The 25,462-nt window shown below is 65.3% G+C and carries 27 protein-coding genes; 19 read left to right on the forward strand and 8 right to left on the reverse strand.

What is annotated here, in order from left to right; translation table 11 throughout:
* Positions 1 to 5 precede the first annotated feature (5 nt).
* Genes glgA through LY284_RS19305 form a run of 3 tightly spaced genes read left to right on the forward strand, consistent with a single transcriptional unit; the run spans position 6 to position 3,801 of the window.
* Positions 6 to 1,472: a glycogen synthase GlgA gene (gene glgA, locus LY284_RS19295; RefSeq protein WP_233387648.1), complete on the forward strand. Its 1,467-nt coding sequence runs from the start codon at positions 6 to 8 to the stop codon at positions 1,470 to 1,472.
* A gap of 57 nt (positions 1,473 to 1,529) precedes the next feature.
* A complete protein-coding gene (locus LY284_RS19300) occupies positions 1,530 to 2,330 on the forward strand; it encodes an SDR family oxidoreductase (RefSeq protein ID WP_233387649.1) in 801 nt (266 codons plus the stop codon).
* A 34-nt stretch (positions 2,331 to 2,364) separates the two neighbouring features.
* A complete protein-coding gene (locus LY284_RS19305) occupies positions 2,365 to 3,801 on the forward strand; it encodes a dihydrolipoyl dehydrogenase (RefSeq protein WP_233387650.1) in 1,437 nt (478 codons plus the stop codon).
* A gap of 91 nt (positions 3,802 to 3,892) precedes the next feature.
* On the opposite strand, the gene LY284_RS19310 is transcribed toward LY284_RS19305, so the two are convergent.
* The 3 genes from LY284_RS19310 to LY284_RS19320 form a co-directional block, all read right to left on the reverse strand.
* Positions 3,893 to 4,249, reverse strand: coding sequence for a hypothetical protein (locus tag LY284_RS19310; RefSeq protein WP_041731727.1), 357 nt, complete (start codon positions 4,247 to 4,249; stop codon positions 3,893 to 3,895).
* A gap of 267 nt (positions 4,250 to 4,516) precedes the next feature.
* Positions 4,517 to 5,410, reverse strand: coding sequence for a 3-hydroxyisobutyrate dehydrogenase (mmsB, locus tag LY284_RS19315; RefSeq protein WP_233387651.1), 894 nt, complete (start codon positions 5,408 to 5,410; stop codon positions 4,517 to 4,519).
* Positions 5,411 to 5,421: 11 nt separating this feature from the next.
* Positions 5,422 to 6,954, reverse strand: coding sequence for a CoA-acylating methylmalonate-semialdehyde dehydrogenase (locus LY284_RS19320; RefSeq protein ID WP_233387652.1), 1,533 nt, complete (start codon positions 6,952 to 6,954; stop codon positions 5,422 to 5,424).
* Positions 6,955 to 7,147: 193 nt separating this feature from the next.
* On the opposite strand from LY284_RS19320, the gene LY284_RS19325 reads away from it, so the two are divergent.
* The 7 genes from LY284_RS19325 to infA all read left to right on the forward strand — a co-directional run bounded on the left by LY284_RS19325 (position 7,148) and on the right by infA (position 12,098).
* Positions 7,148 to 8,110: a LysR family transcriptional regulator gene (locus LY284_RS19325; protein ID WP_233387653.1), complete on the forward strand. Its 963-nt coding sequence runs from the start codon at positions 7,148 to 7,150 to the stop codon at positions 8,108 to 8,110.
* 283 nt (positions 8,111 to 8,393) lie between these two features.
* Complete coding sequence (locus tag LY284_RS19330; protein WP_085952654.1) at positions 8,394 to 9,344, forward strand: M23 family metallopeptidase; 951 nt, start codon at positions 8,394 to 8,396, stop codon at positions 9,342 to 9,344.
* Positions 9,331 to 9,693, forward strand: a complete 363-nt coding sequence (locus LY284_RS19335) for a hypothetical protein (RefSeq protein ID WP_014250968.1) — start codon at positions 9,331 to 9,333, stop codon at positions 9,691 to 9,693. The genes LY284_RS19330 and LY284_RS19335 overlap by 14 nt, the downstream gene beginning before the upstream one ends.
* Before the next feature lie 55 nt (positions 9,694 to 9,748).
* Positions 9,749 to 10,183 (forward strand): polymer-forming cytoskeletal protein, encoded by a 435-nt coding sequence (locus tag LY284_RS19340; RefSeq protein ID WP_014250969.1) that lies wholly within the window; start codon positions 9,749 to 9,751, stop codon positions 10,181 to 10,183.
* A 167-nt stretch (positions 10,184 to 10,350) separates the two neighbouring features.
* A complete protein-coding gene (gene corA / locus LY284_RS19345; RefSeq protein ID WP_014250970.1) occupies positions 10,351 to 11,328 on the forward strand; it encodes a magnesium/cobalt transporter CorA in 978 nt (325 codons plus the stop codon).
* On the forward strand, positions 11,319 to 11,816 hold the full coding sequence (locus tag LY284_RS19350) for a hypothetical protein (protein WP_156903127.1): 498 nt from the start codon (positions 11,319 to 11,321) through the stop codon (positions 11,814 to 11,816). Before corA ends, LY284_RS19350 begins: the two co-directional genes overlap by 10 nt.
* Positions 11,817 to 11,831: 15 nt before the next feature.
* Positions 11,832 to 12,098: a translation initiation factor IF-1 gene (infA, locus tag LY284_RS19355; RefSeq protein WP_035507474.1), complete on the forward strand. Its 267-nt coding sequence runs from the start codon at positions 11,832 to 11,834 to the stop codon at positions 12,096 to 12,098.
* A gap of 140 nt (positions 12,099 to 12,238) precedes the next feature.
* Here infA and LY284_RS19360 read toward each other — a convergent pair whose 3' ends face one another.
* The 3 genes from LY284_RS19360 to zwf are packed head-to-tail and all read right to left on the reverse strand — an operon-like array spanning position 12,239 to position 15,550.
* Complete coding sequence (locus LY284_RS19360; protein WP_233387654.1) at positions 12,239 to 13,132, reverse strand: HAD family hydrolase; 894 nt, start codon at positions 13,130 to 13,132, stop codon at positions 12,239 to 12,241.
* Positions 13,132 to 13,953: an ROK family protein gene (locus LY284_RS19365; protein WP_375294269.1), complete on the reverse strand. Its 822-nt coding sequence runs from the start codon at positions 13,951 to 13,953 to the stop codon at positions 13,132 to 13,134. The genes LY284_RS19360 and LY284_RS19365 overlap by 1 nt, the downstream gene beginning before the upstream one ends.
* Before the next feature lie 40 nt (positions 13,954 to 13,993).
* Positions 13,994 to 15,550: a glucose-6-phosphate dehydrogenase gene (zwf, locus tag LY284_RS19370; RefSeq protein WP_233387655.1), complete on the reverse strand. Its 1,557-nt coding sequence runs from the start codon at positions 15,548 to 15,550 to the stop codon at positions 13,994 to 13,996.
* Positions 15,551 to 15,757: 207 nt separating this feature from the next.
* Here zwf and LY284_RS19375 point away from each other — a divergent pair, with 207 nt between their 5' ends.
* From LY284_RS19375 to LY284_RS19400, 6 genes are all read left to right on the forward strand, one after another.
* Positions 15,758 to 16,594 (forward strand): arylamine N-acetyltransferase, encoded by an 837-nt coding sequence (locus LY284_RS19375; RefSeq protein ID WP_233387656.1) that lies wholly within the window; start codon positions 15,758 to 15,760, stop codon positions 16,592 to 16,594.
* Positions 16,595 to 16,639: 45 nt separating this feature from the next.
* Entirely contained in the window at positions 16,640 to 18,343 is a 1,704-nt protein-coding gene (locus tag LY284_RS19380) for a penicillin-binding protein 2 (RefSeq protein ID WP_233387657.1), read from the forward strand.
* A gap of 134 nt (positions 18,344 to 18,477) precedes the next feature.
* The gene (locus LY284_RS19385; protein WP_014250977.1) at positions 18,478 to 18,843 is read left to right on the forward strand and encodes a hypothetical protein; all 366 of its coding nucleotides are present in this window, start codon (positions 18,478 to 18,480) and stop codon (positions 18,841 to 18,843) included.
* Positions 18,844 to 18,846: 3 nt separating this feature from the next.
* The gene (locus LY284_RS19390) at positions 18,847 to 19,125 is read left to right on the forward strand and encodes a hypothetical protein (protein ID WP_233387658.1); all 279 of its coding nucleotides are present in this window, start codon (positions 18,847 to 18,849) and stop codon (positions 19,123 to 19,125) included.
* Positions 19,126 to 19,408: 283 nt separating this feature from the next.
* Positions 19,409 to 19,717 carry a hypothetical protein gene (locus LY284_RS19395; RefSeq protein ID WP_014250979.1) on the forward strand — a complete coding sequence of 103 codons (309 nt, stop codon included), beginning with the start codon at positions 19,409 to 19,411 and terminating at the stop codon, positions 19,715 to 19,717.
* 186 nt (positions 19,718 to 19,903) lie between these two features.
* Positions 19,904 to 20,236, forward strand: a complete 333-nt coding sequence (locus tag LY284_RS19400) for a beta-xylosidase (RefSeq protein WP_233387659.1) — start codon at positions 19,904 to 19,906, stop codon at positions 20,234 to 20,236.
* A 12-nt stretch (positions 20,237 to 20,248) separates the two neighbouring features.
* Here LY284_RS19400 and LY284_RS19405 read toward each other — a convergent pair whose 3' ends face one another.
* Both LY284_RS19405 and LY284_RS19410 read right to left on the reverse strand, forming a co-directional pair.
* Entirely contained in the window at positions 20,249 to 21,106 is an 858-nt protein-coding gene (locus LY284_RS19405) for a formate/nitrite transporter family protein (protein WP_233387660.1), read from the reverse strand.
* Positions 21,107 to 21,189: 83 nt separating this feature from the next.
* Positions 21,190 to 22,236: a HoxN/HupN/NixA family nickel/cobalt transporter gene (locus LY284_RS19410; protein ID WP_233387661.1), complete on the reverse strand. Its 1,047-nt coding sequence runs from the start codon at positions 22,234 to 22,236 to the stop codon at positions 21,190 to 21,192.
* A 173-nt stretch (positions 22,237 to 22,409) separates the two neighbouring features.
* On the opposite strand from LY284_RS19410, the gene LY284_RS19415 reads away from it, so the two are divergent.
* The 3 genes from LY284_RS19415 to LY284_RS19425 all read left to right on the forward strand — a co-directional run bounded on the left by LY284_RS19415 (position 22,410) and on the right by LY284_RS19425 (position 25,354).
* Positions 22,410 to 23,417: a fatty acid desaturase gene (locus tag LY284_RS19415; protein ID WP_233387662.1), complete on the forward strand. Its 1,008-nt coding sequence runs from the start codon at positions 22,410 to 22,412 to the stop codon at positions 23,415 to 23,417.
* 25 nt (positions 23,418 to 23,442) lie between these two features.
* Positions 23,443 to 24,255 carry a phosphate/phosphite/phosphonate ABC transporter substrate-binding protein gene (locus LY284_RS19420; RefSeq protein WP_233387663.1) on the forward strand — a complete coding sequence of 271 codons (813 nt, stop codon included), beginning with the start codon at positions 23,443 to 23,445 and terminating at the stop codon, positions 24,253 to 24,255.
* A 103-nt stretch (positions 24,256 to 24,358) separates the two neighbouring features.
* A complete protein-coding gene (locus LY284_RS19425; protein ID WP_053569517.1) occupies positions 24,359 to 25,354 on the forward strand; it encodes an LLM class flavin-dependent oxidoreductase in 996 nt (331 codons plus the stop codon).
* Positions 25,355 to 25,462: the final 108 nt, after the last annotated feature.

Here is a 25,462-nt window from a genome sequence, read left to right on the forward strand (position 1 = left end):
CGCCGATGACCGTTTGCGTGCTGCATGCCGCAGCAGAAATGTATCCGCTGCTGAAAACCGGCGGCCTCGCCGATGTGGTCGGCGCGCTGCCGCCCGCGCAATCGCAACTGGGCACGCATGCGCGCGTCGTGTTGCCGGGCTTCCCGGCGGTGCTCGCGGGGCTCGCGGACCTCGAACCCGTCGCCGATCTGGGCGGCGCGTTCGGCGCGGGCAACGTGCGGCTGGAGCGCGGCGTGCTGAAGCCGCACGGCGTGATCGTCTACGTGGTGCGCGCGGACCGGTTCTACGACCGTCCGGGCAATCCGTACATGGATGCGGCGAATCATCCGTATGCCGACAACGACCGCCGCTTTGCGCTGCTCGGTTGGGCGGCGGCGCGCATCGCAACGGGCGCCGATCCGGCGTGGACGCCGCATATCGTGCACGCGCACGACTGGCACGCGGGACTCGCGCCCGCCTACCTGCGCGCGTTCGAACGCGGCGGCGCGCCGCGCGTGGCGAGCGTGATGACCGTGCACAACCTCGCGTATCAGGGCACCTTCCCGGCGGCGGACTTCGGCCTGCTTCAGCTTCCCGCCGACTTCTACGCGGTGGAAGGCCTGGAGTTTTACGGTCACGTCTCCTTCCTGAAGGCGGGCCTCTATTACGCCGACCGCATCACGACCGTGAGCCCGACCTACGCGCGCGAAATCCAGACGCAGGCGCACGGCGCGGGCTTGCACGGCCTCTTGCAGACGCGCACGCACGATATCGCCGGCATCCTGAACGGCGTCGATTATTCGATCTGGAGCCCGGCCGTCGATGACTCCATCGCGTCGAAATACACGGCGGCGAAACCGGCTTCGGGCAAGTCGAAGTGCAAGGCGGCGCTGCAGGAGCGCATGGGCCTCGCCAAAGACGACGATGCCCTGCTCTTCGGCGTCGTCAGCCGGCTGACCGAGCAGAAGGGTCTCGATCTGCTGCTCTCGGCCGTGCCGGACATCGTGCAGCGCGGCGGCCAGCTCGCCGTGCTCGGCACCGGCGACCCGGCGCTCGAAACCGGCATGAAGAACGCGGCGGCGGCGCATCCGGGCGCGGTCGCGGTCGAGCTCGGCTTCGACGAGACGCTGTCGCATTCGATCATCGCGGGCAGCGACGTCGTGATGGTGCCGTCGCGCTTCGAGCCGTGCGGTCTCACGCAGCTCTACGCGCTTGCCTACGGCTCGCTGCCGCTCGTGCATCGCGTGGGCGGGCTCGCGGATACCGTCGTCGATTCCTCCCTCGAAAATCTCGCCGACGATCTCGCGACCGGCTTCGTCTTCGACAGCTTCGACCGTGCGGGCATCGTCGGCGCGATCCGGCGCGCGTTCGCGCTGAAGGCGCGGCGCACGGACTGGAAGTCGGTCGTCAAACGCGCGATGGGGCAGAACTTCGGCTGGGAAGCGGCGGCGCTTCAGTACGCGGAGGTGTATCAGGGCTTGCTGGACGCGTGAGCGCCGCCGGGCGCGCATCTTGCGTCGCGCCCGTTGGACCTTCAGACGGACACGCACATGCATAAACCCCTGGCAGGCCAGATCGCGCTCGTGACGGGCGCGAGTTCGGGCATCGGCACGGGCGTCGCGATCGCGCTCGCCGATGCGGGCGCGCACGTCGCCATCAACTATCACGCGCACGCGGAACCCGCCGAAAAACTCGCCGCCGCGATTACCGCGAAAGGCGGCGAGGCGTTCGCCGTAGGCGCCGACGTCGCCGACGAAGCGCAAGTCGATGCCATGTTCGATGCCGTCGTGAAACGCTGGGGCACGGTGGATATCGTCATCGCGAATTCGGGTTTGCAGAAGGACGCGAAATTCACCGCGCTGACGCTCGCCGACTGGAAGACGGTCATCGAAACCAATCTCACCGGGCAATTTCTCACGGCGCAGCGCGCGGTGCGCGAGTTCGAGCGGCGCGGCATGCGCGACGTGTCGAAGGCGCTCGGCAAGATCATCTGCATGAGTTCGGTCCACGAAGTCATTCCGTGGGCGGGGCATGCGAACTACGCGGCGTCCAAGGGCGGCATCCAGATGATGATGAAGACGCTCGCGCAGGAAGTCGCGCCCCAGCGCATCCGCGTGAACGGCATCGCGCCTGGCGCGATCCGCACGCCGATCAACGCGGACGTCTGGAACACGCAGGAGAAGCTCGACAAGCTGCTGACGCTGATTCCGTACGGGCGCGTCGGCGAGGTCGAGGATATCGGCCGTGCGGCTGTCTGGCTCGCGTCCGACGAGAGCGATTACGTCGTGGGCACGACGCTTTTCGTCGATGGCGGCATGACGCTCTATCCGGGATTCGCGGACAACGGCTGAAGCACGCATCGACGATGAAACGACGGGAAACGCGATGAACGAAATCGAAGTGGACGTCGCCGTGATCGGCGCGGGCACGGCCGGCATGGCCGCGTTTCGCGCGGCGCGGCTCGCGGGCGTGAGCGCGGTGCTGATCGAGAGCGGCGAGTTCGGCACGACCTGCGCGCGCGTCGGCTGCATGCCGTCCAAGCTGCTGCTCGCGGCGGCCAATGGCCTGCACGATGCGCAAGCGCTCGCGCCGCGCGGCATCGAAGGCACGCACGAACTCGACGCCGACCATGCGCGCGTGCTCGACTATGTGCGCCGCGAGCGGGACAGCTTCGTCAAGAGTGTGCTCGACGAAATCGATGCGCTGCCGGACGGTTCGCTGTTGCGCGGCCAGGCGCGCTTCGAATCGCCGACGCGCTTATCCGTCGGCGACCATACGCGCGTGACGGCGAAGCGCACGGTGATCGCGACGGGCGCGGCGCCCACCGTGCCCGACGAGTTGAAAGTGTTCGGCGACACGCTCATCACAAGCGACGATCTCTTCGAGTTGCGCACGCTGCCCAAGCGCATCGCCGTGTTCGGCGCGGGGCCGATCGCGCTGGAACTCGGGCAGGCGCTCGCGCGTCTGGGCGTCGAGATTTTCATGTTCGGCAAGGGCGGCCACGTGGCGGCGCTCAGCGACAAGCCCGTGCGCGATGCGCTCATCGCCGCGCTCGCCGACGAATTCCACCTCGATGCCGACGCGAAGTTCATTGAGATGTCCCTGCGCGACGGCAAGCCGTTCCTGCGCTTTGCCTCCGCCGAGGGCGAAACGCGCGCCGAGTCGTTCGATCTGGTTCTCGCCGCCACGGGCCGCGCGCCGAATCTCAAGCCGCTCGCGCTGGAAAACGCGGGCATCGACCTGAACGAAAAAGGCGTGCCGCGCTTCGACGAAACCACGATGCAATGCGGCAAGAGCGCGATCTTCGTCGCGGGCGATTGCGACGGCACGCGTCCGTGGCTTCACGACGCCGCCGACGAGGGCAAACTAGCCGGCGACAACGCCGCGCGCTTTCCCGAGGTGCGGGCGGTCAAACGCAAGGTGCCGTTTTCGCTCGTGTTCAGCGAGCCGCAGGTGGCGATCGTCGGCGCGTCTTACGACGAGCTCGACAAGCCGATGACCGTGACCGGAGAGGCATCGTTCGAAAACCAGGGCCGAAGCCGCGTGATGCGGCAGAATCGCGGGCTGCTGCACGTGTATGCCGACGCGAAAACCGGCACGCTGCGCGGCGCGCAAGGCTGCGGCCCGGCGATGGAACATCTGGGTCATCTGCTCGCGTGGGCGCTGCAACTCGAACTGACGCTGGATGAAGCGCTCAAGCTGCCTTTTTATCATCCGGTGGTTGAAGAAGGCCTGCGCAGCGCGTTGAAGGATGCGGACAGAAAATGCTATGAGGAACGTTCGGAAACGCCGCCGGCGTTGCCAAGCGCTGCGGGTTGCTAAATCGGCTTCAAGTTGCAATGCACAAATAAAAACGCCGGCTGATAATCAGCCGGCGTTCATTTTTTACTAAGACGAATCAGTTATTGCCCTATTAAGTTCCGCTCAGGCCATATTGCAGTGCAAGGTCGAAACCGAGCACGACCATGGAGCAGAACAAACCGAGCAACAAATTGGCCACCCGATGCCCGACGTCTTTATGCTTCGTCAGCACGGCGCCCGCGAGGAACGCGATTTCCACGATGATCTGCATGCAGAACACGGCAATCATCAACGCGAACTCGTAACCCATCGAGTTGAAGTTCATGAAGTTGAAGCCGTTTACCGCCACCCAGGACCCTACACGCCAGACTTCGTATGCCAATAGCAGCAACGGAAAGAAATAGCTGGCTACATAAGTCGGCACCGTGGCGTGCCGCAATTCCATATTGAAGTGTCGTGTTACTTGCATCGCGTACTCCTCATCTGATTGCCCGAAAACGACGGGCGTTCTACCAGCACCGTGGCGCAACCGGAGCGTTCGATTCGAACGGCAGACGGGCGTCGTGCTTTCAGAATAGGACATTTTTTTGGAAAGCGAATCATCGTATTCCCGATGATCGCGCCCAGTATGCTTTTGCGCGATGCGTTGTGCAGTGCAACTGAATAAAGCCGTTATTTATTGAAGCCGATCTGGCACGCACGTGCGTGCCAGATCATTTACTTCTTTGATTCACTTTTACTCGATTTGTTGCTTTGCGTATAGCTTGATGATGCCCGAAAAATCCAGTCCGCCGAGTCCCTGCTGGCTCATCGACTGATACAACTGTTGTGCCAGGGCGCCCATGAAGACCGGCTGCTTCGCGCCGCGCGCCGCATCGACGGCGAGGCCCAGGTCCTTCAACATGAGATCCGCGCCGAAGCCGCCCGAATAACCGCGCGACGCGGGCGCCGTTTCGACGATGCCCGGATAGGGATTACACGTATCCGAACTCCAGCAACGCCCCGTCGATGTATTGACGATGCTTGCCAGTTTCGTCGGATCGATGCCGAGCGTTTCGCCGAGCTTCATCGCTTCGGCGACGCCGATCATGGAAATCCCGAGCAGCAGGTTGTTGCAGATCTTCGCGATCTGACCCGTGCCGGTCTCGCCGCAGCGCACCATATTCTTGCCCATGCCGGACAGCACGGGACGCAGCGTTTCGAAGAGCGCTTCGTCCGCGCCAACCATGAAGGTCAGCGTGCCCGCCTGCGCGCCGACGACGCCGCCCGACACGGGCGCATCCGCGAACGGATTGCCCTGCTTGCCCGCCGCCGCGCCGATGAGCTTCGCGGTGGCCGGATCGATCGTGCTGCTGTCCACCAGCGGCACGCCTTTCGCGACGCCCGCCAGCACGCCGTCATCGTTGAGATAGACCGCTTTGACGTGCTGGGCGGCCGGAAGCATGGTGATGACGACCTCCGCGCCTTCAGCCGCCGCGCGCGGCGACGCGGCGAGGGTCGCGCCGGCCGTTTTCGCCGCGTCGAGCGCGTCCTGCACGAGGTCGAACGCCGTCACGGCGTGGCCCGCCTTCAGCAGATTGGCGGCCATCGGGCCGCCCATGTGACCCAGACCCACGAAGCCGATTTGCATGAGACGCCTCCTCAGCGAAGCGAAATGGTCGTGTTCACGCCGTCGTTCACGGTGGCGTCGTCGAACCAGCGCGCGGTGACGGTTTTCGTTTGCGTATAGAACTGCACGACCTGTTTGCCGTATGGCCCGAGATCGCCGAGCTTCGAGCCGCGCGAACCCGTGAAGCTGAACGCCGGCACCGGCACCGGAATCGGGATGTTGATGCCTACCTGTCCGATGTCGATCTCGCTCTGGAACTTGCGCGCCGCCGCGCCGCTTTGCGTGAAAAGACCCACGCCGTTGCCCATCGGATTGCGGTTGACGAGCGCGATGGCGTCGTCGAGCGTGTCGGTTTCGAGCACGCACAGCACCGGGCCGAAGATCTCGGTCTTATAGATCGACATGTCGGTGTTGACGTTCGTGAAGACCGTCGGGCCGATGAAGTTGCCCTGCTCGTAGCCCGTCACCCCGATCCCGCGGCCATCGAGCGCGAGCGTCGCGCCCTCTTCCACGCCCTTGCCGATGAGCCCGAGAATGCGTTCCTTCGCCGTCTTCGACACGACCGGGCCGACGTCCGTGTTGGGCTCCGTGCCCGCGTTGACCTTGAGCGTCTTCGCCTTCTCGACCAGTTCGGGAATCCAGTCCTTCGACGCCCCGACGAACACCGCCGCCGACGTCGCCATGCAGCGCTGACCCGCCGCGCCGAAGCCCGCGCCCGCGAGCGCGTTGAGCGTCTGCTCCTTGTTCGCGTCGGGCAGCACGATGGCGTGATTCTTCGCGCCCATCATCGATTGCACGCGCTTGCCGTGCTGGCTCGCGAGGTTGTAGACGTGCGTGCCGACGGCCGTCGAGCCGACGAAGGAAATCGCCTTGATATCGGGATGCGTGCAGATCGCGTCGACGACTTCCTTGCCGCCGTGCACGACGTTGAGCACGCCCGCCGGCACCCCCGCTTCGAGCGCCAGTTCGACCAGCTCCATCGTCGAAAGCGGGTCCTGCTCCGACGGCTTCAGCACGAAAGTGTTGCCGCAGACGATCGCCATCGGGAACATCCACAGCGGGATCATCGCCGGGAAATTGAACGGCGTGATGCCCGCGCACACGCCGATCGGCTGACGCAGCGTGTACGTATCGACGCCGCCCGCGACGTTTTCGGAAAACTCGCCTTGCTGCAGCGTGCTGATCGAGCACGCATGCTCGACGACTTCGAGCCCGCGGAAGATGTCGCCCTCGGCGTCGGCAAGCGTCTTGCCCTGCTCGGCCGTGAGCGTCTGAGCGATGCGCTTCTGGTTCTGGCGCACCAGATCCTGAAACTTGAGCATGAGGCGCATGCGCACGCCGAGCGGCGTCGTGCGCCAGTTCTGAAACGCCTTGTGCGCTGCGGCAACGGCGGCGTTCACTTCGTCCGTCGTCGCGAAGGGCACGCGGCCGACCACCTCCTGCGTCGCCGGATTGACGATGTCGCGCCACTCGGCCGTTTTCGAATCCACCAACTGGCCGTCGATGAGCAGTTTGGCCGTACGGACGGACGCACTCTGCGCCGGATGTTCAGCAGCGATATTCACGAGTCACTCCTTTGGATGAGTTGCGGACAGGCGAAAAACGAAGACACGCCGAGCGGCGCAGGGGAAAAAGCATGTCGTCTCCGTTTTATAGAAATTCGGCCCGCGCTTGGGCAGGCTCGTTTGCTTGAGTATAGTTATGCAAAAGTCCATCATGGCACTATAAAAACACCCGATCGATATGCAAAAAAACGCCATGCAAAGTCCCGGCAAACTCGACCTGGCCCGCCTCAACTGGGACGACCTGCGCTTCTTTCTCGAAGTCGCCCGCACGCAGCGCGCGAGCGGCGCGGCCAAGCGCCTCGGCGTCGATTACACGACGGTCGCGCGGCGCGTCCGGGCGCTCGAAGACGCGCTCGGCACCCTCCTGTTCGACAAGTCGCGCAGCGGCGGATTCATTCTGACCGCCGAAGGCCAGCGCCTGCTCGGCTTCGTCGATTCGATCGAGACGACGGTGCAGTCGGCCACCGAGCAGATCGCCAATACAGGGCATGCGTTGTCGGGTCATGTGCGCGTCGGCTCGACGGAGGGCTTCGGCTGCTTCTTTCTCGCGCCGCAGCTCGCGCGCTTTCAGGACGCGCATCCGAACATTTCCATCGACCTGCTGCCGGTGCCGCATTTCGTGAGCCTCTCGAAGCGCGAGGCGGACATCGCGGTGACGCTGGAGCGCCCCGAGCAGGGCCAGTACGTCTACACGAAGCTCTGCGAGTACCGGCTCAAGCTCTACGCAACGGCCGAGTATCTCGACGCGCACGAGCCGATCCGCGGCGCCGAGGACCTGCGCCGGCATCGCTTCGCAAGCTATATCGACGATCTCGCCTTCAGCTACGAGTTGCTGTATCTCGAACGCGCCGTGCCGGGCGCGGTGTCGCGCTGGCGCAGCACGAGCGCGATCGCGCAGTACTTCGCCGCGCTGCAAGGGCGCGCGCTCGCGATCCTGCCGTGTTTCATGACCTCGCCCGATCCGCGCTTCGTGCCCGTTCTGCCCGACGAGATCGTCGTCACGCGCGCCTTTTATCTGTCGTGCCGCGAGGACTTGCGCAAGCTGAAGCGCATCACCGCCGTGTGGGACTATCTGCGCGCGGCGGCGGAAGCGAATCGCGCTTTCCTGATGGGCGATGGCCAGCAGATGGCATGGGTCGACGTCAAGTCATCCTGATCAATCGAAGTTTTATGACAGCGCAGACGAAATAAACGTGCTAGCGAACCTCACCGCTTGCACGCGACAAAATTTAACCGCACAAAATCGTGGAATTTTGCTTCGATATCCTGTTTAAACATGACCAGCCGATGAAGCATGCGGCATAATCGCCGCCCAGTTTCATTGTTTTGCCGTGGAGAGCGCGGCGCACTCCCTCCGTGAATTTTCCTAGTTTTTCCTCTGCCGGCCTCTTGAGCCGCCGCCCGCGCTGATGGCTTTCGTCATCTGGTCACGGCGGACCATGTCCCGCCAGCGCATCCGTTTCGTGGAAGCGCGCACCGCGCGCGCCATCGCGATCATCGGCGCCTTTGCGCTTCTGATCGCCGCGCTCGCGCTCGGCATCGCGATCGGCACGATGTTCGCCCGCAGCCATCTCGGCGAAGAGCAGGCGCTGATGTCGCGCCGCTCGTACGAGATCGAGGAACTCGGCCGTCTGAACGCCGCGCTGATCCAGCTCACGCCGCGCGTCGAGGGGTTGTCCGCGCAGGTTCACGAACTGCACGATTTCGACGACCGCCTGAAGGCCGCGCACGGCGGCGCGAGCGCCCCCGGCGTACACGATGTGCCACCGCTGCCGGACAGCGAGGAAGGCAACGCGGCGCTCGACGGCGCGGGCGGGCCGGCGCTGCCGCCACGCCTGTGCGACACCGCGCGCGCAAGCAGCGGCACGCCGCGTCAGCGCCTCAAGGGCTCGCAGCGCGTCATCGATTGTCTGAACGACGAAGTCTCGCAACTGCAGACGCAGACGCTCGCTCACTACGCCTCGTACATGGCGTTTCCCGGCCGCGATCCGGCGCCCGGCTCGCGCAGCGGCTCGCCTTACGGCAATCGTTACGATCCGTTCACCGGGCGTCTGAGCTTTCATCCGGGCGTCGATCTCGTCGCGCCGACCGGCACGCCGATTCTCGCGAGCGCGGGCGGACGCGTCGTGCAGGCGGGCGAGCGCAACGGCTACGGCAATGCGGTCGATATTCGCCACAGCAACGGCATGGTGACGCGCTACGGGCATGCGTCGCGCCTGCTCGTGAAGACCGGCGACTACGTGATGCCGCAGCAGGAAATCGCGGAGGTCGGTTCGACCGGGCGCTCCACGGGCCCGCACCTGCATTTCGAAGTGATCGTCGACGGCGCGCAGATCAATCCCAATCCTTACCTCGCGCTCTTCAAGCGCAAGCCGAATGCGCAAAGTTGATTCGAAGCGGCGCTCGCAGCTCACGCGCCAGTCCTATTCGCTTACGCCCAAGCGCGGCGGCGGCATCTGGCTGGGCGCGATCGCGGCGGTGTGCGCGATCGCGGCGCTCGCCGCCGCGGGCTTCGCGCTCAAGCGCTCGCACGAAGAAGTGCGCAAGCTCGATACGCTCTGCGCGCCGCCCGTCTCTGAACAAAAGCTGCGCGACCAGCTCGCGCACGCACAGTTCGCCTTCGAGCAGGAAGCGGCGAGCCGCGCCTCGCTCGAACAACGGGTGAAGGACAGCGCCGCCGACATTCAGCGCCTGCAAACAGACCTCGCGTTCCTCAAGAAACAGCGCGGACCCAACTGATCCCGCTGAGCAGCGCGCTTCACGCAACCCTTTTACCGCATCACAAGGACCCGACATGTTCTCGTCGAAGAAAGATCCCAACAACGTCAAGCTCGCCAAGCTCGCGACGCTCGTCGCGCATAACGTCCATATCTCGGGCGATCTCGAGTTCAGCGAAGGCCTGCGCATGGACGGCCAGGTCACGGGCAACGTGACGGGCCGCCCCGGCGAAGAAACGCTGCTCGTCATCAGCGACCAGGGCGCGATTCGCGGCAATGTCAGCGCCTACGATGTCATCATCAACGGCTGCGTCACCGGCGATGTCACCGTCGCGCATTTCGTCGAACTTCAGTCGAACGCGCGCGTGACGGGCAACATCTTCTACCAGAAGCTGCGCATGGATATCGGTGCGACGGTCGAGGGCAAGCTCACCAAATTCGATTCGCAAGCCACGCACGTGGCGTCGCTGCCGGCGCCGTCGGAGCACAGTCTCGACTACGCTTCGAACTGACTGCACGCAACGAGCGGCAGGAGATGCTCGCTCGCTGGCAACACCTCGCATGTCCGGCTAAGATTCGAAGACGGAGGCCACGCGCTCGCGCCCCAAGCGAATCATGCGACTTCGAGCGCCCGTCGACGCGTGGCCCGTCACATCGACATAACTATAAAGGGCGCCTCATGCTGGTCAATTGCGCGGCTTATCAGAACGGCCGCAAGCTCGCCGACGTCGAGATCGACGATATCAACGCGTATCGGGACCTGCCCGACTCTTTCATTTGGGTTGCACTGAAAGAGCCCGGTCCCGGCGAGCTCGCGCACATGACGCATCAGTTCGGACTGCACGAACTGGCGGTCGAAGACGCGCAACATGGCCATCAGCGGCCTAAGATCGAGGAATATGGCGACTCGCTGTTCGCCGTCTTCCATACGGTCGAGTTCGATGAAGAAGGCGACGTGCTCGTCGGCGAAATGAACGTGTTCGTCGGCAGGAACTACGTGCTCTCGGTGCGCAATCGCACGACGCAAGGCTTTCAGGAAGTGCGCAAGCGCTGCGAGCGCGAGCCGCATCTGCTCAAGCACGGGCCCGCGTTCGTGATGTATGCGTTGCTCGATGCGGTCGTCGATCGCTACTTCCCCGTGCTCGAAACGCTCGGCGCGGAAGTGGACGAAGTGGAAGAGCGCATCTTCGAGCAGAAGGGCTCGGTGGAATCGCGCGAGATCATCGAGGATCTGTATTCGCTGAAACGCCGCATGACGATTCTTCAGCATCACACCGCGCCGCTGCTCGAAGCTGTCAGCAAACTGTATGGCGGCCGCTCGCCCGGCGTCTGTTCCGGCATGCAGGAATATTTCCGCGACGTGTACGATCACTTGCTGCGCATCGTGAAGACCATCGAGGGGCGGCGCGAAATGATCGTCACGGCGATCCAGGTGAATCTCGGGCTGATCGCGCTCGCGGAGAGCGAAGTGACCAAGCGCCTCGGCTCGTTCGCCGCGCTCTTCGCCGTGCCGACGATGATCGCCGGCATCTACGGCATGAACTTCCATCGAATACCGGAACTCGACTGGGCATACGGCTATCCGGCGGTGCTCGGAGTGATGCTCGTCGTCGATGTCGTGCTCTACTGGCGCTTCAGGAAGGCCGGATGGCTATAGCGCCCACCGCGCCCACCGCGTCTCCGGCTCAACGGCTGGCGGCCAAACCGGAACCTTTCAACGAAATTCGTTGTCTAATCAACCGATTTGCGCGAAAATGTCGGCAGGCCTTGCAAATTGGCCCCTCGACCGCATATGACGTAAGCGTACCGCAAGCGCGCTCACTTCCCGGATTCATCGTTTTTCGTTTCACACCGCACGTCGGCTCGCTGTACGCCGATGTCGCCGCCCCGGTCATGCCGGCCACGGCGCGCCGCCAACGCGGCATGCACGGTCGTCCGGCCTATGCCGTCAAGCTCACGACGAGCCTGAAAGCGAGACGCGGCGCGCTCCGAAGGGCACGTTTGATCGTGCCGGGCGTGCCAGGCCGCGCTTTGCATCGCCTCTCACCAATCGCCGCGACGATTGCGCCGGGCAGTCCGGCGCGGGCATTCATTGGCGTGAAACGCGCAATGTCCATCGTGTACAGCAGCACCCATTACAACTGACCACAGGAGCCCCATATGGCGAAAGAAGAACTCATCGAACTCGACGGCATCGTTGACGAAGTGCTTCCCGACAGCCGCTACCGCGTGACGCTGGACAACGGCGTCGTCGTGGGCGCGTACGCCTCGGGCCGCATGCGCAAGAACCACATCCGCATTCTCGCCGGCGACCGCGTGACGCTGGAACTCTCGGTGTACGACCTGACCAAGGGCCGCATCAACTTCCGTCACAAGGACGAACGCGCAAGCGGCGGCGGACCGCGCGCACCGATGCGCCGTCGCTGATTCACCTCGTAGTCATGCAACCGGCGTGAGCCTGATCCGCAGCGCACGCTTCTGAACCCTTTCGCGGATCGCCCTGTACTTCGACGCCTCGCGCTTCGCCACGCTGGCGGCGCCTCGCGTCGATGCCCACTCTGCCCGCTTTACCCGTTTCGCGCCTCGTGCCGCGCCGCCAGCAGCGCGTCGATGCCGATCGCGAAGCCGTCTTCGTCGTTGCTTTTCGAGACCAGGCTCGCGCGACGCTGCACGGTTTCCGACGCCTGTCCCATCGCAATCGATACCCCCGCGATCTCGAACATCGCCATGTCGTTGCCCATGTCGCCGAGCACGGCCACGCGTTCGAGCGGCACGTTCGCGATCCGCGCGAGTTCGCGCACCGCCGTGCCCTTGTTCGCTTCGAGGCTCGTCACGTCGAGGTAGTAGGTTTGCGAGCGCGCCGCGTGGCCGCGCCCTTCCAGCGCCTTCTGCAAGTCGGCTTCGACCTGTGCGAGGTGCGCCGTATCCGCCGTCGAGCCGACGATCTTGTCGACCGCGCCGAGATCGACGTCGTCGAAACGCGTGACGCGCACGCCCGCGTAGCCGACCGTGCGGGTTTCGAGCGGCACGTAGGTCGCGTCGGGATTCGTGAGATACCAGTTATCGTCGATGAAGACCCACACATCGACATTCGCGGCGGCGAACATTTCCAGCGACGTCTGCACGACATCGCGCGGCAGCTTGTGCGACGACAGCAGTTCCCACGTCTGCGGCCGCACCAGGCTGCCGCCGTTATACGACGCGTACGGCATGTCGACGCCGAGCGCCTCGACGATATGCCGCATGCCCTTGCCCGGCCGGCTGCTCGCCACGGTGAAGCGCACGCGGGCGTCAAGCAGGCGGCGCACCGCGTCGATGGCGGGCTGACCGAGCGCCTTGTCGGTGTACAGCAGCGTGCCGTCGCAGTCCGTCACGACGAGCTCCGCATGCGCGAGCGCGTCGAACGCCGCGGCGCCGTCGCCGGTCGCGCTGAAGAGGCCGTATTTGCCCTTTGCGTTCATCAGTTCGCCCCTTCACGCTGGTTGAAGTGCGGCAACTGGCGCGTCTCGCGCACCGAGCGCGGATGCCACAGCCGCGCGCCGCCTTCGATGCCCGCCGCGTTCGACACGATCGCCACGTTGTCGGGCAGCTTGAACTTGATGTGCGCCGCATTACCGCCGCCGATCCACAGACGGTCGTAGTTCACGAGCGTCGCGAGAATACCGATGATCTTTTCCACGCGCCGGCTCCAGCGCTTCTTGCCCGCCTTCTCGCGCGCCGCGTTGCCGATATATTCGTCGTAGGTCTTGTCCTTCGCGACCGGATGATGCGCGAGCTCCAGATGCGGCATCAGCTCGCCATCGCGGAAAAGCGCGGTGCCCGCGCCGGTCCCGAGCGTCAGCACCATCTCGATGCCGTGCCCTTCGATTGCCGCAAGCCCCTGCATGTCGGCGTCGTTGATCATGCGCGCGGGCACGTTGCCGAGCCGTTCGGCGAGCAACTGCGCGAGCGGCACGCCGCGCCATTGCGTGGTGCCGAGATTCGGCGCGGTCACGACCACGTTGTCGCGCACGACGCCCGGAAAACCGATGGAAATATGCGTCGGCGGCTCGGCGACGATCGGCTTCACCAGCTCGATCAGCGTCTCGACGACCACGTCGGGTTTCGCCGGATGCGGCGTCGCCACGCGCACGCGATCGCTCTTCATCTCGCCGTCTTCCGAGATGATCGCGGCCTTCAGCCCGGTCCCGCCGATATCGATCGCGAGGATGCGCTCGGCCTTGATCGCGAGTTTGTCGGCGGTGACGTGCGTCTTGTGTCTGGCTTTGGATGCTGTGCTCACGCTCGTTGTCCTTTTGCTTGTCGTTCTTGGATGGATGAGATCAGTCTTTCTTGTGCGGATCGGTGAGCGACCGCCACACGCGGCCGTCCTGCGCCAGCAGTTGATCGGCCGCCTCCGGTCCGGCGCTGCCCGCCGCATAGCCGTGCACGGCGAGCGGACTGTCCGGATGCAGCACGCGATCGACCGCCGCCCACGCCGTCTCGATGCTGTCGGCGCGCTGAAAGAGCGTCGCGTCGCCGAGCATGCAGTCGTAGAGCAGCGTCTCGTAGCCGACGTTCGCGCGCTCCGCGAAGAAATCGGCGTAGCTGAATCTCGAGCGCACCTTGCCGATCTGCATGAGCGGGCCCGGCACCTTCACGTTGAAGTCGAAGCTCGTGCCGTGCTCGGGATCGATGCGCAGCGTGAAAACGTTCGGCGTGAGGGCATCGACGGGCGTGTCGCGAAAGAGCAGAAACGGCACGGCCTTCAGTTGCACGGCGATTTCCGTGCGCCGCTCGGTCAGGCGCTTGCCGGTGCGCAGATAAAACGGCACGCCCGCCCAGCGCCAGTTTTCGACATACACGCGCGCCGCCGCATAGGTCTCGGTGCGGCTGTCCTTCGCGACGCCCGCCTCTTCCCGGTAGCCCGGACCGGCCGGGCCCGCTTCGTACTGGCCGAGCACGACATCGTTCGCCGTGAGCGGGCGGATCGCATCGAAGACTTCGGCTTTGCGGTCGCGCACGGATTCGGCGTCGAACGAATTGGGCGGCTCCATCGCCACCATGCCGAGCAACTGGAACAGATGGTTCGGCAGCATGTCGCGAAACGCGCCCGTCTGCTCGTAGAACCGGCCGCGCCCTTCCACGCCGATCGTCTCCGCCGCGGTGATCTGCACGTTGTCGATGTACTCGCGCCGCCAGACGGGCTCGAACATCGCGTTGGCGAAGCGCACGGCGAGAATGCTCTGCACCGTGTCCTTGCCGAGAAAATGGTCGATGCGATACACCTGCGATTCATCCGCGAATTCGAGCAGGCAGCGGTTCAGTTCCTGCGCGGACGCGAGATCGCTGCCGAAAGGCTTTTCGATCACGATGCGCCTGAAGCGCCCGTCCTTCTCTTCGAGCAGCCCCGCCGCGCCGAGATGCTTGATGATCGGCTCGAAGAAGCGCGCGCCGACCGCGAGATAGAACACGACGTTGCCCGACTTCGCCTTGGCGAGCCGCGCCTTCAGCCGCGCGAAGGTCTCGTCTTCCTCGAATTCCCCGCCAAAATATTCGAGCCGTCCGGCGACCCAGTTCCACGCGTCCTCGTTCAGTTGCGACGTGTGAAAGGTCGCCGCCTTGTCCGACGCGAACGTGCGCAGCGACTGCGTGAGCTCGTCGCGCCATTCGGACGTCTCGCGCTCGCCGTGATTCACGCCGATGATTTCCATGCTGTCGTCGAGCAGCTTGTCGGCGGACAGGTTGTAGAGCGACGGCATCAGAAGGCGCTTGGTGAGATCGCCGCCCGCCCCGAAGATCACGAGCGTGCAAGGCGGCGCGGGATGCTTGCCGGCGCATGTCTCGCACGCGGGCTCCGCTTGGTTCGACTGTTTCGATTCGTTCGCTTCGTTCTGCATGGCGTGTCGCCCCTTGTCAGTTGCGCTTTGAACCTGGAAAGACCTGCATCGATGCGGCACAGTTCATTCGGACGACGCGCCGCAAGCGAACGCGTCGAAAAATGTATGCATTTTGTAATTTTTAACCTTTCGTGTCGTAAAATATGCGCGCCTGCGACCGAGCGCGCGGACATTGCGACATCGATGACCCCAAAGGCCGGCACACCCATGAACGCACACGACACTTCCATCGACCTTACCGCATACTTCGAGCGCATCGGCTTTGGCGGCCCCGCCCGGCCCGCGCCGACGCTCGATACCCTGCGCGCGCTGCATCTGCTGCATCCCCAGGCGATTCCCTTCGAAAATCTCGACGTGCTGCTCGGCCGTCCCGTCAGGCTCGATCTCGAATCGATCCAGCACAAGCTCGTCGCGAGCCGTCGCGGCGGCTACTGCTACGAACACAATCTGCTGTTTCGCAGCGTCCTGACGACGCTGGGTTTTCGCGTGCGCGGCTTCGCGGGCCGTGTCCTGTGGGGCCGCGACGCGCCCGACATGCCCGCGCGCACGCACATGCTGCTGCTCGTCGATGCCGACGAAGGCACCTTTCTCGCCGATGTCGGCTTCGGCGGCATGACGCTCTCCGCGCCGCTCGCCCTTCAGACCGGCCTCGAACAGATCACGCCTCACGGCGCATTTCGTCTCGACGACGCGGGCGGCGAACCGGCCGCCTTTATCCTGAAGGCGCTCGTGAACGGCGCGTGGACGAATGTATACCGCTTCGACCTCGACCCGCAGTATGACGCCGACTACGACATGGCCAACCATTTCGTGTCCACGTATCCGCAGTCGATTTTCCTGCACAACCTGCTTGCCGCGCGCCTCGCGCCGGGCAAGCGCTTCGGCCTGCTCAACCGGCGTTTTTCGGTGCACGACGAACACGAAGGCAGCACGCATCGCGAACTCGGCGATGTGCCCGCGCTGCGCCGCGTCCTCGAAACCGAGCTCGGCATTCGTCTGCCGGATAACGCCGATCTCGACGCCGCGCTCGCGCGCCTGCCTTGAGCGCGCATTGCGCCCGGCACAACCAAGCTAAATCACAAGATCACGATGTTCAAGAAGAAGACGCGCGGCGGCAGTGATTTCCAGACGCATCATCGCAGCACGGTGCTCGTGCATACCCTGCCCGCGTGGCGCTCGCGGCTCGTGCTCATCGGCGTGACGGCGGCCTTCATGGCGCTCGCCGGGCGCGCGCTGTGGGTGCAGGTGATCGACCACAAGTTCTATCTCGGCGAAGGACAGAAGCGTTATCAGCGCACGCTGGCGCTGTCGGCGACGCGCGGGCGCATCGTCGATCGCAACGGCGCGATGCTGGCCGTGAGCCTCGCCACCTACGAAGTGTGGCTGTCGCCGAAACTCTTCGACGGTGATCACGGCAATGAAATCGCGCGTCTGCTCGACATGCCGCCGAAAGAACTGCAGCGGCGCATCGACGGCAACCGCGCGTTCGTGCTGCTCAAACGGCAGGTGGAAGCCGAAACCGCCGAGCGCATCGCGACGATCGGGCGCGCGGGCATCACGCTCGTGCCGGACACGAAGCGCTTCTATCCCGAAGGCGAATCGGCGGCGCACGTGGTCGGCTTCACCAACAACGAAGATCACGGTCAGGAAGGCGTCGAGCTTGCCGCCGACGCGCGTCTCACGGGCGAAGCCGGCCAGCGCGAAGTGATCCGCGACCGCCTCGGGCGCGTCGTGTCGCAGATCGGCGAGCCGGCGCTGCCGCAGAACGGCGAGACCATTCAGTTGACCATCGACCGGCGCATCCAGCAGCTTGCGCATTCGCAACTGAAGGCGGCAATCGCGAAGCACAAGGCGCGCGCGGGCAGCGTCGTCGTGCTCGATGCGAAAAACGGCGAAGTGCTCGCGCTCGCCAACTATCCGAGCTTCGATCCGAACGACCGCGCGCGCCTGACCGGCGAGCAGTTGCGCAACCGCGCGCTCACCGACACCTTCGAGCCCGGCTCGACAATCAAGCCGCTCGTCGCCGCGCTGTCGATCGATCTGGGCAAGGTGCGGCCCGAAACGCGCATCGACACGGCGCCGGGCAGCATGAAGATCGGCCCGAACGTGATTCACGACACGTCGAACCACGGCGTCATCACCGTGGCCGAGGCGGTGCAGATGTCGAGCAACGTCGCGCTGACGAAGCTCGCGCTGCAGATTCCCGCGCAGACGATCTGGGACAAGTATCGCGATTACGGCATCGGCCGCGCGCCCGAGCTGACCTTTCCGGGCGCGGCGACCGGCCGGCTGCGCACGCCCGAGCGCTGGAAGCCGATCGAGCAGGCGACGATGGCCTACGGCTACGGCCTGTCGCTCTCGCTCGTGCAGATCGCGCAGATCTACACCGCCTACGCGGGCGATGGCCGCTTTCATCCCGCGACGCTGATTCAGGGCGAAACGCGCCGGGCGCCGCTCGAAGTGACGAAGCCCGCAACGGCGAAAGCCGTGCGCAACATGCTCGAAATGGCGATCGGCGATCATGGCACCGGGCGCGCGGCGGCGGTCGACGGCTATCGCGTCGGCGGCAAGACGGGCACCGCGCGCAAGCAGGTCGGGCGCTCGTACGCGGCGAACAAGTACCGCGCGTCGTTCGTCGGCATTGCGCCGATGAGCGATCCGCGCGTGATCGTCGCCGTGATGATCGACGAGCCCACGGGCGGCACCTACTACGGCGGCACGGTCGCCGGGCCGGTGTTCTCGGGCATCGTCGGCGGGGCGCTGCCGCTGCTCGGCGTGCCGCCGGACGCGTGATGCGCAACGCGGGCGCGGCCCTTGCTGCGCCGCCTTCAGCAACGCTCGCCAGCATCCCCGCGAACCTGACCGGACTGTAAAGGGCTTGTGCTCTAATGTCGTGTTCGGCACACCGAGACAAAACGGGAAACACCATGAAAAAACTCGCCGCGGCGCTCGCGCTGCCTGTGCTTTTCGCCGCCTGCGCCCAGTTTCACAACGAAGACGCCGGACAACCCGAAGTCGAAAAATCGTCGACTCAGAACAAGGTGAACGGCATCGTGCAATGTATCGCCGACGAAGCCAGGAAGCACGACGCGAAATATCAGCAGACCGCCATTCCGCAAGGCGTGATGCTGGAATTCGGCGACTCGAACGTCATCAAGGTGCGTTACGACAACGGCGAGACCACGTATCGCTTCTATCCGGGCAAGCGTCATCCGTCGAATCTGTGGATCGAGGGCGCGGGCAAGAAGTGCGCGCCGTCGGACACGCCGAGCCAGGACTCGACGGACAAGTAAACCATGCGCTCGACCAAAGCCATCAGCGCCGTCGAACGGCTCAAAACGCGCACCGGCAACGCCAGCTACGCCGCCATCTCCATGCCCGGCGGCTACTTCTATCTCGCCGAGCGCTCGGCCGAAGGCTCGAAGAAGCTCTCCGAGCCGATGCCGATGGACGAGTTCGTCGCGTTCGTCAACGCGCGCGAGCCGGCCAAGCCGCGCAAGGTCAGCAAGCTCGATCTCGCGATGGAAGAGCAGATCGGCCGCAGCGGCAAGCGCACGGCCGGGCACGACGAATAAGCGCCGCCTCGCGCTCGTGGCGCCGCCCCTCTCGCGGCGCAACATCGAAATTCCCCGGTCCGCTCGCACGAGTGTGCGATGACAGACGGAGCCTCCGGGCTCGCCTTGCGTACATTTTTGCTAACGATCGGACCCATTGATCAGGGCCACGGTCGGTCATCCGAAGAAAAGAGCAAGGGCCACCCGCGACGGGTTCAAAAAATAGCGCGGGTGAACGGGGTGCCTGAACGGTGCGCAAATCCGAAGTTGGGATGGCGCGCCGCATGGCCGAGAGGAAGACCACATGAAAAAGAAGAAAAGCGAGGCCGCGGGCAGCCTTTTGCCCTCGGCATTGGCCGATATTGAGCTTCAGCATATCGAGCGCGCGCTCGCGCAGCTCCGCACGATGCACAAGCAGGCTTCAGGCACGCTCAACGTCGAATACTGGCGCGAGCGTCTTGCGGCCGTGACGAAAGGCTATGCGCTCGTTCCGGCGCAGAAGCAGCGTATCGAAGCGCTGCGCATTGCGCTCGATACCGTCGACAGCGGTCCGCGCGACGGTTCGGGCAGCCGCAGGAAATCGACCAACAGGCTCTGGGCGAAAGCGGCCTGAACCACCGCTTTCGCCACTCGCGCCGCGGCGCGATCCCATCGTTGACGCCCGTGTCTCGTGACGAGCCGGGCGGGCAACGGCCTGCGAACTCACGATGTGTCATGACACGCGCGGCTCGAACGCGCCTAGCCGGCCTGGCATCGTTCCTGCTCGAAAGCAAGTCTTTCGATCTTGCCGGGAGTCGTCATGTCCATCCATCGTCACGAGCGTGCGCACGGAGCGCGCCGGTTCTGGCCGATGCTCGCGAACGCGATCGTCGCCAGCGTCGTCGCGGCGTTCAGCACGTACGGCGTCGCGCAGATCACGAGCGGCGGCGGGGCCGGCGCGCAGGAGCAGCGTCAGTCGGATTCGAGCGCGCGCAGCGAGCCCTCGGGCACGCCGATGCACGAATCGCACAAGCCGCAGTCGAAGGACGCCGCGAAGGGACGCGCCGCGACCGCCGGCAAGGACCAGAAGCCGGACGGCACCACCGGTTTCGGCAATGGTCTGTACGGCACGGGCGCGGGGAGCAACAAGTAAGCCGCAAGCCTTTCAGTCGCGGCGTGCCCGCGGCAGGCTCGTGATCTCCGGCGCGATCGCCGCATGGTTGACGATCGCGACCAGCGACACGCCGCCGATCACGTTGCCGATGAAGGTCGGCACGAGAAACACGAGGAAGTAATCGGAGAGGCTGGCCGCGCCGATCATCACCGCATAGGCCGATTCGACCGATCCGGCGATCACGTGCGTGAGCTTGCTCACGGCAACGGTGTAGGTCACGAGCAGAATCGTGAGCAGCCGCCCAGCGCGTGCGCTCGGCAGGAGCCACACCATCAGCGCGATGAGCCAGCCGGAAAACACGCCGCGCACCAGCGTCACGCCGAAATCGGCGGAAAGCGGCATCATCGAAAGGTGGGCGAGCGCGTCGCCGACTTCCGGCGAGAACACGCCGCGAATCTGCAGGATGGCGGCGAAAATCGTCGTGCCCACGAGATTGAAGAACAGCACGATCGCCCAGAGCCGCAGCGCCTTGATCAGCGTCCTGATATCGCGCCGCGTGAGCACGGGCAGCACCGCCGTCAGCGTGCTTTCGGTGAAAAGCTGCTGGCGTCCGAGAATCACGAACACGAAACCGATGGTGTAGCCGAAGCTCGACACCAATCCGCGCCAGCCGGTTTCCGGCAGCGCGCTTTCGAGTATCGCCTGGACGAGAAACGAGAAGCCCATCGAGAGGCCTGCCGCGAGCGCCGACCACATGAGCGCGCCGAAGGTCCGCTCCATCGCCACTTCGCCCTCTTCGCGCACGATCTCGTGGATCACGAGCGGATGTGGCGCGGAATGCTCGGCGGCCTGTTCCTGTTCGGCGCTATCGAGATTCGGCGAGTTCGCCCCGGCTTGCGGCTCGTTCATGATCGTTCTCCCTGAACGCCGCTCGATACGGGAAGTGGATGAGCGGCTGGCGCATCCACGAAGCACGAAGAATGCCTAGCGGCTTACCGGGCGATGCCGCCATCCAGCGTTTCATAGCCGCGCCATTTGTAGATCAGCACGGACACGAGCCAGCAGGCAGCGAACACGCCGACGATGCCATAGCCCAGCACGCCGAAGTGCTCCGACAGCGACGCGGCCAGATCCCACAGCCCGCCCTTCAGCTGCAGCCGGTCCGCGATCAGCCCGAGCGCCTCGATGCCGCCGACCAGCACCGCGATCAGCACCGAGGCGAACGTGACGGTGAGGTTGTAGTACAGCTTGCGGACCGGCTTCACGAACGCCCAGCCGTAGGCGCGCGTCATCAGCAGGCTGTCGGCGGTGTCGATGAGCGACATGCCCGCCGTGAAGAGCGCCGGAAACACGAGAATCGGCCAGACGGACATGCCGCGCGCCGCTTCGGCCGCCGCGATGCCCATCAGGCCGATTTCGGTTGCCGTGTCGAAACCGAGCCCGAACAGAAAGCCGAGCGGATACATATGCCAGCTCTTGCCGATCAGCCGGAAAAGCGGCCGCGCGAGACGCGCGAGCGGGCCGCCGCCGGCGGCGAGCAGGTCGATGTCTTCGTCGCGGCACGCTTCGCCGCGCCGCACGCGCCGGAATGCGCGCCACACGCCGCGCAGCACGAAGAGGTTCATCGCGGCGATGGCGAACAGAAAGAGCGACGACACCGACGTGCCGATGATCCCGCCGATCTCGCGAAATTCAGCGAAGCTTCCCTGCACGGCGAGGGCGGTCGCGGCGATCAGCGCGGTGGCCGCGATGACGATCGTCGAATGGCCGAGCGAGAAGAACAAGCCGGCGAACAGCGGGCGCTTGCCTTCCTGCATCAGCTTGCGCGTGACGTTGTCGATGGCGGCGATGTGGTCGGCGTCGACCGCGTGGCGCAGGCCGAGCGAATACGCGAGCAGCGACGTGCCGAGCAGCAGCGGATGGTGACGGAACGCGATGAGCGCCCAGACCCACGCGAGCACATTGAACGCGATCAGTCCGGCGATGAGGCGCGCGGATTTGCGCGGCAGGGTGCGGTGCGGCTCGATCGGCTCGTGCATGGGGGCGCGATGGGTATTAAAGGGACAAAGAATACCGTGCGCAAAAGCGTGGCCAATATTCGGTTTCGTCATCGAAGCTTATTCGCCGATCGCGAAAACCTTAGGCGGAATCGTTGGTTTGGACGGATGAAGCGCCCCGCTAGGATGGCCCTTCGCCATTGTTCAAGTCCGCCATGCCCCGCTATCTCGACGACGACCAACGCCAGGAACTCCAGCGCCGGCGCGACACTTTCGGCTGGCGCAGCGAATGGCCGACGTGGATGGTGATTGCGGCGATCTACGGCGGCTGGTTCGGCGTCGCGCTCAATGCGCGCACGCTCGGGCTCGTGCCTTCCGTCGCGCTGCTCGCGGTGCTTTCGTGCTGGTACATGTCGCTGCAGCACGAGCTGATTCACGCGCATCCGACGCGCTGGCCGCTCGTCAACATGCTTTTCGGTCTCGCGCCGCTCGCGGTGTGGTTTCCATACGAGGTCTATCGCGAATCGCATCTGCGCCATCACGACGACGCGCATCTCACCGACCCCGCCCGCGATCCCGAGAGCTACTACGTGACGCCCGCGCAATGGGCGAGCGCCGGCCCCGTCCTGCGCGCCGCGCTCGCCGCGCGCAATACCTTCGCGGGACGCATGCTGATCGGACCGTGGTTCTCGATCGCGGCGTCGTGGCGGGAAGCGGCGCAGGCGGTAGCGGAAGGACGCTGGCGGATCGTCGCGAGCTGGGCCGTGCATCTGGCCTTGCTCGCGCTGCTCGCGGGCTGGCTCGAATCCCGCTGCGGCATTCCGTGGCGCGCGTTCGTGTTCGGCGTCGGCTATGCATCGCTCGCGCTGGCTTCGGTGCGCTCGTTTCAGGAGCATCGCGCGGCGGAGCGCGAAAGCGAACGCACGGTCGTCAACGAAGCCGCGTGGCCGTGGCGGCTGCTCTTTCTCAACAACAACTATCACGCCGTACATCACGACCTGCCCGGCGTGCCGTGGTTCGCGCTCGGCGAGATCTATGCGCGCCGGCGCGACGCTTATCGCGCGAGCAACGGCGGTTTCATCGTGCGGGGATACGGCGAATGGGCGCGCCGCCACGCGTTCGCGCAAGGTGCCGAGCCGGTGCATCCATTCGCCGCGCCAGGCGCGGACGCCGGCCGCAACGAAGCCGCACGTGGCCGCGACACGGCCCGCCTCGCGAGCTGACGCGCCGCCCTGTACGATTGCGCGCATGCACTGGATCGCCGCCCTGCCGATGTACAACGTCACGCCCGCGCTCGCCGACGACTGGCGCGCGCTGCTCGCGCATGTCCGCGACGGTCTCGCTGACTGGCTGCGTGAGCGCGGCGATACGCTCGAGATCGTCGATCCGGGTCCGGATCTCACCGCATTCTGGCTGCGCGACGACGTGCTGCTGTCGCAGACCTGCGGCTATCCGCTGGTGCATGCGCTCGCGAATCGCGTGCGGCTCGTCGCGACGCCCGACTTCGACGCGCCCGGCTGCGAGGACGGCACGTATCGCAGCGTGATCGTCGCGGGCGCGCATGGGGAAGCGCAGTCGCTTGAAGCCTGCCGCGGCCTGCGCGCCGTCTATAACGACGACGATTCCAACAGCGGCATGAACTTCCTGCGCCACGCGGTCGCCCCGTTCGCGCACGACGGACGGTTTTTCGCCTCGGTGACGAAAACCGGCGCGCATCTCGCGTCGCTGCGCGCGCTCGCGGACGCCCGCGCGGATGTCGCTGCGATCGATTGCGTCACGTATGCGTTCGCGCAGGCGCATCTGCCGGAACTCGCCGGGCGCGCGCGCGTGATCGGCATGACGGCCAGCGCGGGCGCGCTGCCCTTCATCGCGTCGGCGCGCGTGCCGCAAGACGCCCTCGACATACTTTTTCGCGCCCTCGCCGATGCGCTCGACCGCGACGCCCCGCTCGCCCGGCGGCTGCGGCTCAAGGGCGTGGCAAAGCGCACGCTCGCCGACTACGAACCGATCCTCGCGCTCGAACGCGACGCGATTTCGCGGGGCTATCCACGGCTCGCCTGACCGATCCGGCAGACTTCGCCGAGTTTCGGCACAATCGGTTTTTTCAGCGCGTGGCCCGCGGCGCGATCCGCATCGCGCATCGCCACGCTTTCGGAAAGCCGCAATGATCCCCTTTTCGCTACTCGACCTTTCTCCGGTTCCGCTCGGCGCGACACCGGCCGACGCCTTCGCTCATTCGCTCGATCTCGCCCGCCACGCCGAGCGCTGGGGCTATCTGCGCTACTGGCTCGCCGAACATCACAACATGACGGGCATCGCCAGCGCGGCGACCTCCGTCGTGATCGGCCATATCGCGGCGGGCACGTCGACGATTCGCGTCGGTTCGGGCGGCATCATGCTGCCGAATCACGCGCCGCTCGTGATCGCGGAGCAGTTCGGCACGCTCGCCTCGCTGTTTCCAGGGCGCATCGATCTCGGCCTCGGCCGCGCGCCCGGCACCGACCAGACCACCGCGCGGGCGCTGCGCCGCGATCTGCAAGGCAGCGCTGACTCGTTTCCGGACGATGTCGTCGAACTGCAACGCTATTTCGCCGATCCGGTCGAAGGCCAGCGCGTGCGCGCGGTGCCCGGCGCGGGCCTGCATGTGCCGATCTGGCTGCTCGGCTCGTCGCTCTTTTCCGCGCAGCTCGCCGCCGCGCTCGGCCTGCCGTTCGCGTTCGCATCGCATTTCGCGCCGGATTATCTGCTGACCGCGCTGGAGGTCTATCGCGCGCAGTTCCGGCCCTCCGCGACCCTGAAAAAGCCTTATGCGATGGTCGGCGTGAACGTCTTCGCCGCCGATACCGCCGACGAAGCGCACTTTCTGTTCACGTCGCTGCAACAGCAATTCATCAATCTGCGCCGTGGCACGCCGGGCCAGTTGCCGCCGCCGACGAACGCCATCGCGTGGACGGACGCCGAGCGCGCGGGCGTCGAGCATTCGCTCGCGTGTTCCGTCGTGGGAGACGCGGCCGACGTGGAGGCCGGCCTGCGCTCGGTGATCGCCCAGACTCAGGCCGACGAGCTCATCATTACCGCGCAGATCTTCGACCACCGGGCGCGCCTGCGCTCGTTCGAGATCGCGAGCCAGGCGCGCGACGCGATCGCCGGCGCCGCCTGAGTAAAATTCGGGGTCGCAAGCCTGCCAAAAGTCAGACGCTGGACGGGCGCGCTTTTGACAGGCAATAATGAGATACCGGAGGGCGGCGCGGGCCGCGCCGCCTTTCGC

The sequence above is a fragment of the Caballeronia sp. PC1 genome (assembly GCF_021353155.1).
GTDB classification, from domain to species: Bacteria; Pseudomonadota; Gammaproteobacteria; order Burkholderiales; family Burkholderiaceae; genus Caballeronia; species Caballeronia cordobensis.